We start from the raw sequence: 8473 nt of genomic DNA on the forward strand, positions 1-8473 counted from the left end.
GCCACCCCCGCCCCCTCCCCCGCCCCCGCCGCGCACAGGCTCCGCGGGAGTATGAGGACGATGAGATAGCTTCCATCGCACGCGATCCCATCCTTGTTTCGGCGAACACCCTTCTCACCGGCGGGAAGTCGCACGCTGAGTGATGACGCATGCTGAAGAGCAGCGCCGCCGATGAATGAGGACCGATGAGAGAACTCCATCCCGATGTACAGGCTGGATTCGCCATGAAGCGGGAGCTGCAACATCGCTTCGAAGCGATCCAGCAGCGGGCCGAGGAGATCGTCGCGCGGCGTCCCTCACCATCCGGCCTGGTCATTCCCGAAGTCGATATCCACGGGCGACTCCGGAATCTGTATCTGGCTCCCGGAACCTGCGACAGATTCGGCAGTCACGAACTGGCTGCCGAGATCATGGCCGCCATCGCCGAGAGCACCGCCGACGCGCAGCGCAAATACCACCTCGATATGAATGACAATTCGCTACTGCCACGTCCGCTCGCCGAGGTGATGCGAGATTGGCGGGCAGGGGGCGCACGAGACTCCCGGGAGCCCGATTTCGGGAAGTCGGAAAAATGATTCGAAGCAGCCGGGCGGGAGGATCCAACCGAGCATGGCCGACCATCTCCTCATCGAGCCAGATGATCTGCGTAAATCCGCGGAGCAGCATGCTTTGATCGCGGCGGAGCTCCGCAGAAAGGGAGCCATTCCGCAGCCCTGGCTCGACGAGTTCCCGGAAACCTACGGCACGATCGCGGACCCGATACATGGTGCGCTGGTCGATTTCTACAACGACCGCTATGCCAAGGCAGACCGACTGGCCCGCGAGCACGAACGGACTCGCGACCAATTGCTCAGGGCTGCGGATGACCTCGAAGCCAAGGACGAGCACGGCCGACAGCGAATCGCTCAAGCCGGCGGCGACAACCACCCGGGCGGCGCTGGACCGAGTACGCCGAATACCGATCCGGTGACACCGGCACCGATCATTCCGGTGCCATCCCTCGGAGGCACTCCACCGAAGCAGTCCATTGTCCCGGTCCCAGACGGGCGGACACCGACTCCCACCGCAGCGCCATCGGCGGAGCGGAACATCCCCCAACCCGAGAGCCGCATGGCGGGCGGCACTCCGGTAGGCCAGATCGCACCTGTCGGGTCCACCACTCCGGTCGGACCCTCGACGCCTGTTGAAACCAACGTTCCGTTCGTGCTCGCGCCCTCGACGAGTTCGATTGTGCCGCCGCGGAGTATGGGACCGGGAACCAATATCCCTAACGCCCCCGTCACCACCGCCGCGCCCGCAGCGTCGCCACCTCGCATCGCCGCCCCCGACACCGGCCCACGGTCCGCCGGTGGCATCCACACGTTCTCGACGGCTCCGGATCCGGTGGCATCCACAGCGGTCCCTAGGACCGGGCCGCCCCGGGCGCTGGTATCCGGGCCGTTGTCACCGGGGCCGCTGGCGGCGTCGGCGCGGAGTGCCGGAGCGAAGCGCGCAGAGCCGTCGCTGGTCGTCGGCGATACCGTAGCCGACCATCTGACGCTCGCTCGTACACTACTCGCGGCAGTTCTTGCCACCGTTGGCGATTCGACGCCCGGCATGGAGTGGGCCACCGCCGTGGCGATCACTCGTCGCGGACCGGTGCTGATGCTGACCTCGACCGAAGGTCGCGGTTGGTTGCCGGCCGGACTCTTCCTCCCCTCCGAGGTCATCGTGCCGTGGCGCTGGAAATCCCGCTTCGATGAGCGCGACCGGCAAACCATGGCGAAGTTGGCCGGAATCGACGACCCGGCACGCATGCTCGCCGAGCTGGTGGCGCTCACGACACACCGCATCCCGATTCGGCTCAGCGCCCTGGCGTCCTCCACGGCCGTCTCGAATCGACTGCGGTCATCCCTTCCTGTCGACACCGCGGTCGCGGACCATGTGCCGGCCGCTCCGGCCGATGCCGATTTCTCGAAACCTGGTGCGGGGCTGGTCGATCGACTCGAAATAGCCGGAACCGACAACACCCGGCATTACGCGGAAGGGATAGCCGATATGGATATTCTTGTCACCTGCCAGAAATTGGTGATCGACACGCAAATCCAAACGGGGTCGGTAGCGCGCTCGCGTGACGGGTTCATCCGGCGCCGCACCGACGAGCTGCGACGTTTATACGCCGATACTGAAACCGACCGCCAGTTGTTACGGGACATGCTTTACACCTACGAGCAGATTGTCATGCACCCCCAGGCTGAAATGGCAACCATGCCACAAGATTCCACCGGTGCCGGATCTTCTCGTATAGAAATGAGCATCTAATGACCGAAGAAATCAACCATGAAAAGGTTGACAAGGTTGTCGAAGATGTCAGAAGAGACTATGAACACAGCTTCTGTGACGATACCGGATTTCAGGATGATCAGGCGAAACATTCCCTGGACCGACTTCTCACATTGAATGCGGAAGAATTCAAGGACGCATGGGACAAGCTTGACGATCAGGACGGCGGCGCTCACCTCAACCTTAAAGAGGAGCTCGCAAAGACAGCGCATGACAAGCATTTCGACAATGGGGATTACAAGGATCTCGTTTCATCCTTTTACCACAATAATGTCGACACGTACTACCAAGCCAAGGTGAAAAAACCAGTATTCAGCAACGATGCGAACAACTCCGTAAACGACCAAACGCAAAAACATGCGGTATCGGTGGAAATGCAGGCGCCGGATGGCGCCAGTAAGCCGTTCAAAGCTCTTGTGAAAGATACAAAGTTCACAATGCAATGGGATCTCGATACGCTCGGCCTTCGGCGCCCGAAAGAAGAGCATCCCACATTCGCTCCGATACTGGTATCGGAAGAGCGACCGACAACCTTGGACGGTTGGTCGAATATCAGGGCATCACACGGAGCCCTGGAGGAAGAATTGAAGAAAAGAGAAGAAAAGTACAATAGCGAACACCAGCTCGCAACGGAGGCCACATTTGACACCCACGTGACGGGAGATAACCTGTTCAAGGAATTGGTCAGAATGTTGGACGATGTCAGAGAAACCCTCAAAAGCGGTAAGGTGGGTAGCTGGCGAAGCGAGGGCGACAAGCTGACCCAAACGCACTACTATCAACATGATCACGATCCGATAGTCGAAACAGTTTTCGAAAAGTCCGCAGACGACGGCTTGTTCTATATGACCCCCAGCGTGGAACAGCGCGTCTATATCGAACCGTTCAAGGAAGCGGTCAGGAAATGGAATACGGCCTACGAGAAGGTGGCCACGAAGTTCCTGAAGGAGGCGGAGAAGCTCGCCCCGCCGCCCGAGGGATCAAAGGGACCGGGGGCCCGTGGCGACGGCGGAACAGGAGCGGGAACAGGCGGCGACGGCGGAAACGGTGCGGGAACAGGCCGCGGAGGAGGAAACGGAGCGGGTGCGGGTGCGGGTGCGAGGACAGGAGACGGACCTCCGGGAGCACCGAATACCGATTACAGCGCACTCTTCAAGGACGCGCTCGCGAATAACGCTGGCGGGCAGGGCAATCCGGCCACGAAACCGGATCCATCGTCTCCCGGGACAACCCCGACCGATACCACCACAACCCGGGCCGATACCGGCACGGATCCGGTTGTCGATGAGATCAACGCGGCGCGAGATCGCATCGAGCAGAGCGCGAATGTCACACCGGCCGTGTACAACCCCGGAGTGAACACCGGCGGAAGCATGGGCGCGAACACCGGAGGCAACGCGGGTGGGAACACCGGCGGCGGTTCGAGTTTCGACCCGAGCATGCTGATGGCGATGTCGGCGATGAGCCAGGCGGCGCAGAGTCGGAACCAGGACACCTCCGGAATCCAGAACGACCGGGGCGAACCGCACCGACGGCGGGACCCGAATGCCGTCACTCCCGCGTCCACCACACCGGGTGCGCCGACCGCACCCGGATCACCGGCGCAACCGGCGGTCACCGCCGACCAGACGACTCCGCCGCCGACCAATGGCAAGGGCCTGCGGCCTGTCACGATCCCGGGCCTGAGCGGGACCCAGCAGGTATCGCCCGTGGTGCAGGACGCGCTCACCAAGGCGTTCAGCAACCCGTCCGGTTGTGATGCGCGCGCCGCCTATGCGGGCGGTCCGGGGCAACCCACGCCGGGAATGCCGTGGAAACAGATCTCCGATTCCGAACTCCAGACCGGAGATATCGCGCAATGGGGCAACCGCACCGCGCTGGTGGTGATGACCGACCACGGCCCCCAAATCATTCTGGACGGCAAGCTCGGGCCGACGCAGGACGGCCATCTGGTGCAATTCAACCCGAACAACCTGCCCGACTCGCTCGGCGGCGAGTTCGGGAAGTTCGAGGGCTTCTTCCATCCCACCGGCTCGGATCTGAGCACGGACGGGCACGGGCCGCTCGACACGAAACCCGCCGATCCGCCCAAGGTCGCGGCGCCCTCAGCACCGGGAGTGGTACCCGCGTCGACCCCGCCCAAGGGGCCCGGCGGGGAGACATAGCGGTGAATTGGTCACGGCCGCAAGCGACTTCCTGATCGCCGCGGCCGAGTTCCTGGCGCTAGGCATCGGCCCGGAGCCGATCCGCGCCATGCTGGATCGCGCCTGTGACGGGAAGTTGAACGCACTCGCCGCCGACGGATCGCGCGCGAGCGGTCTCACCGTGACCGGTATTCCGTTCGAGGCCAGCGTGAGCGGCGGCCGCGGCCGGCTCACCGCCGCGCTGCGCTATGTGACCGAGTCAGGAACGGAGCACATCGACTTCGACTCCCGGCTGACCACCGCCACACCGATGAAACTGGTCCGCCTCTTCGGCGATCCGGCATGGGAGCTGCAGTCCGAGCTGGTTCGCTGCGGCGCCGACGCGGCTACCCTGTATCAATTTCCTTTCTTGATCAGCTGCGGGCGCCGGGGCAATACCCCAACGTTCGCGCTGCAATTGGGCGCGCGCCGTAGGGCGACCTGACCGCGCTGGTGCGTGAGCTCGCGGCCCACCATCACGGCGGCACGACAGGGGTCGACGCCCTCGCCCGGGCCGCCGAGTCCACCGGTGCCGGGTGGTGCTATTCGGTTGTGGGACTGGGCTGTTCACCCAGCGCGGGCATAGACAGACTGAACGTCTACGGCACGCCCGGTTGGGACGTCGCTTGATATAGCGCGCGAGGTCGTGCGCGAATTCGATCGAAGTCCGGCGGGTGAACGGGCGTCCCGGTATGACACCGGGACGCCCGAGCAGACCAGTTATCCGTTCACTCGATCATCGAGTGGCGCGACGGAAACCCCGCTCGGCGGACCGGCGCTGACCGCCGGTGGTGCGACCCGCGGTCCGATGGTGTCGACCGTGGTGACCTGGTCGGCGGCGGTGGTTGCCGCGGCGACCGGAACGGCCGCGAACATCGGGTGACCCAGGATCTGCTCGTGCGCGTATACCGCGTCGCGCAGGCCTTGGCGGGTGGGTTGGTTCGCGAGCAGCAGCACCAGTTCGGTGCATCGGCGCTCGAATACCATGGCGCGCAACGCTTCGGCCTGGTCTTCGATGCGCAACTGGCCCAGGGTGACCCGGCCCGCGTCGACCCGCCGAGAGAGCATGGTGGCGGCGAGCAGATCGTCGGCGTCCCGCAGTTCCTGCCACAGCTGGGCGGGGACCTGCTGATTCTCGCGCAGCAGGGCGAGCACGCGGCCGCGCAGGGCGCGACCGGCCGCCGCCTCGGCCGGGGCCGCGATGGTGCGAACCAGCTCGCCGTGCGCCTGCTCCGCCAGCTCGGTGCGACGGCGATGGATTGCCGAATCCGGCACCGCACCAACACTTTCCAATGCGGGTATGGATGCGGCAAGCGCCAGTCGATCGGCGGTGCCGGGGGCGGGTGTGCGCAGATCGATGTCGTACGCGGGCGGGACCATATCTTCCACCGCGGTGTCGGGCAGTTGTGCGCGCAGGCTCGAATCGATCGACCCCGACGACACCAGGGCGGTCAGAGTCGACTCCGTCGTACCGCCCCACGCCCGGCCGAATTCGGCGAGTACGCGGGCCGGATCGGCCACGCCCTCCCACGGCCAGCTCTGTTCCGCCCCGAGCATCTCGTCCCACAGCCACGGGGTGGATACCTCACGCGGCAGGTACAGCCCGGCGGGCAGCCAACCGCGGCCCTCGTTGCTGGTGATGAACACACCGATCCCGGTCGGCCCGCGCATGACCGAAACCGCCCAGGCCAGACCGATGACCGGCTCATCCACGGCCGCGAGCACCGCGGCGAGCAGGGTGCGGGCGATCACCAGATCCTCGTTGACGGCCTCGTTCACCACATGGCCCGGACCGGTCTCCCGATCCTTGGCGGCGGCGACCGCCGCCGCGAACGGGGTCGGCAGCGGTACCGGTACGGCATCGCCGGGCACGCCGGTCCCCGAGGTGGGTGACGCGTGCTGGGCCGAATCGCCGCCACCGGTTCCGGTGGGGATCGGCGCGGCGCCGACGCCCGTCGGGGCGGTGACCGCACCGGGGCGTGTCGCCGCGTCGGCGGTCGTCCCGGTCAGACCGTCACGGCCCGCGCCGGTGTTCGCCGCCGCGGGATCCGTCGCCGAGGCGGCGGGCGCCAGGGGCGCTCCGGCCCCACCCGGGGCGGTCTGTGCGCCACCGGGCGCACCGACGGTCGCCGGGGCGCCGCCCGGCGCGTTGATCGGCGAGGTGTCCTGTCCGCCAATAGCGTTCGGATCGCTGCCGCCCGAAACCGGTGGCACGGCACCGGGATTTCCGGGCCCGCCCGGGGTCTGCGCACCCGGGTGAGCAAGCGGCGGTACGCCCGTGGGCGTTCTGGCGCCACCGTAGGGGCCGTCGCCGGATCGGTGGATCGCCGCCGCGCTGTCCCGATCCGCGCGCTCGTACTCGTCGGCGGAGGCGTTGAGTTCGGCCGCGGTGCGGTAGTGCTGTTCCGCGAGCGCATTGCCCGCCTGCTGCCTGGCGTTGTAATACTTCGTCAACGCTTCCAGGACGGGGCTGGCGATGGTTCCGTAGGTATGTGGGAAGGCGTCGAGCCAATCCTGCGGCGGCTTGGCCCATTCCACCGTCTCATCGCCGACTCGCTTGTGCTGGGCCGCGAGTTGGCGGAGTACCGCTGGATCGATGTGCACTTTCTCGGCCACGTTGAATCGAACTCCCTTCCGCCCTCGGCGACTCGCACAATTGTCGAGCCTTCCCGCCGATGGGAAGCCCATAGTGTTCTGTGCGAAGTCGCGAACCTTGTTTCGCCACAGTCCATTCGGCGAGTTCGGTGGCAGGCCCCGATGGGCCGGGACCTGCCACCGGCGTTCGCCCGCATCGATTCCCCGCCGCGGCTCAACCGCTGACCGGCGGCGGGACACGGGCTTCGCTCAGCGCCGCGATGACCGGATGCTCGGTGAGATGAGCGTGCACGTACACCGCGTCGCGCAGGCATTGCCGATCCGGGGTACCTGCCAACAGCAGCACCAGTTCGTCGCAGCGGCGCTGCAACTGCATGGCGCGCAACACCGCCGGTTCACCGCTCTCCTCGAATCGCAATTCCCCCAGGGGAATGCGACCGACGTCCAGACGTCGCGGCGCCATACTCGCGGCGAGCAGGTCATCGGCGTCGCGCAATTCCTCGAACCAATCCGGTGCCACCGCGGTCCGGTTGCGCAATGCGGTGAGAATGCGCCCGCGCAGTTCCGGCGTTCCCATGGCGTGCACGGCATCCGGGACCGCCCGGATGACCCGCGCGTGCGCGTCGCGGGCGAGTTCGGTGCAGCGCAACAGGATCGTCGGCTCCTGCACCGCCATCACCCGATCCAGCAGCCGCGGCGACGCGGTCACCTCCAGCCGGTCACGCCGATCCTGTGCGGGCGTACCGAGATTCAGCTCCGGCGCGGGTTCGACCTCGCCGTAGAAACGCACCGAGGGCAGCGCGGCGCGCAGCACCGGGTCGATCGGCAGCGATGAGGCCACGACCGCGAGTTCGGCCCCGGAGGTCCGCCCCCAGGCCCGGCTGAACTCGACCAATACCCGAGCCGGATCGGCCACGCCCTCCCAGGCGGCTTCGCGGGCGGCCTGCCACACCCAAGGGGTGGATACCGTTCTGGGCAGATACAGCCCGGCGGGCAGCCAGCCGCGCCCCTCGTTCGAGGTCACGAAGGCGCTGATACCACCGGCATGGCGGGCCACCGCCACCGCCCACGCGGGCGCGATCGGTGAGTAGTCGACCACCGCGAGAATGCTGCGCAGCAGGGTGCGGGCCAGCGCCGACTCGCCGTCCACGCGATCGCCCAGGACGAAGGCGGGAGCGGCCGCCGCGGCCATGGCCGCGCCGATCGCCGCCTGGATGGGTGCCGAATCATGTTCGGGCGCAGCGCGTTCCGCCGCACGCTGTTCGGTGCGCCCGGTGCGGTTCCGGGACGGATGATCTCCGGCGGGTGCCGATACCGCGCCGCCGCCCGGAGCCGAGGGGGACGCGGGGGACGCTGTGCCGGGAGCGGCACCC

5 protein-coding genes and 1 pseudogene are annotated in these 8473 nt (G+C 66.5%); 4 read left to right on the top strand and 2 right to left on the bottom strand.

The window, feature by feature from the left end; all coding sequences use genetic code 11:
• Nucleotides 1-185 precede the first annotated feature (185 nt).
• Genes NA10_RS34750 through NA10_RS34780 form a run of 4 tightly spaced genes read left to right on the top strand, consistent with a single transcriptional unit; the run spans nucleotide 186 to nucleotide 4950 of the window.
• Nucleotides 186-575: a hypothetical protein gene (locus tag NA10_RS34750; protein WP_157556988.1), complete on the top strand. Its 390-nt coding sequence runs from the start codon at nucleotides 186-188 to the stop codon at nucleotides 573-575.
• A 34-nt stretch (nucleotides 576-609) separates the two neighbouring features.
• Nucleotides 610-2301: a type VII secretion target gene (locus NA10_RS36285; RefSeq protein WP_084515689.1), complete on the top strand. Its 1692-nt coding sequence runs from the start codon at nucleotides 610-612 to the stop codon at nucleotides 2299-2301.
• Nucleotides 2301-4487: a hypothetical protein gene (locus NA10_RS37395; RefSeq protein WP_157556991.1), complete on the top strand. Its 2187-nt coding sequence runs from the start codon at nucleotides 2301-2303 to the stop codon at nucleotides 4485-4487. Before NA10_RS36285 ends, NA10_RS37395 begins: the two co-directional genes overlap by 1 nt.
• A gap of 7 nt (nucleotides 4488-4494) precedes the next feature.
• Nucleotides 4495-4950 (top strand): hypothetical protein, encoded by a 456-nt coding sequence (locus NA10_RS34780; protein WP_067574959.1) that lies wholly within the window; start codon nucleotides 4495-4497, stop codon nucleotides 4948-4950.
• Between the two features lie 275 nt (nucleotides 4951-5225).
• Here NA10_RS34780 and NA10_RS34785 read toward each other — a convergent pair whose 3' ends face one another.
• Nucleotides 5226-7121 carry a type VII secretion target gene (locus NA10_RS34785; protein WP_067574960.1) on the bottom strand — a complete coding sequence of 632 codons (1896 nt, stop codon included), beginning with the start codon at nucleotides 7119-7121 and terminating at the stop codon, nucleotides 5226-5228.
• Between the two features lie 193 nt (nucleotides 7122-7314).
• Nucleotides 7315-8473: pseudogene (locus NA10_RS37875) on the bottom strand (hypothetical protein); the annotation flags it as partial.

This window comes from Nocardia acidivorans NBRC 108247 (assembly GCF_001625085.1).
In the GTDB taxonomy this organism is placed as follows: Bacteria; Actinomycetota; Actinomycetes; order Mycobacteriales; family Mycobacteriaceae; genus Nocardia; species Nocardia acidivorans.

Bases quoted from the DNA above. Each gene is read 5' to 3' on its own strand.
- NA10_RS34750 (WP_157556988.1), top strand. From the start codon at position 186: ATGAGAGAACTCCATCCCGATGTACAGGCTGGATTCGCCATGAAGCGG.
- NA10_RS36285 (WP_084515689.1), top strand. From the start codon at position 610: ATGGCCGACCATCTCCTCATCGAGCCAGATGATCTGCGTAAATCCGCG.
- NA10_RS37395 (WP_157556991.1), top strand. From the start codon at position 2,301: ATGACCGAAGAAATCAACCATGAAAAGGTTGACAAGGTTGTCGAAGAT.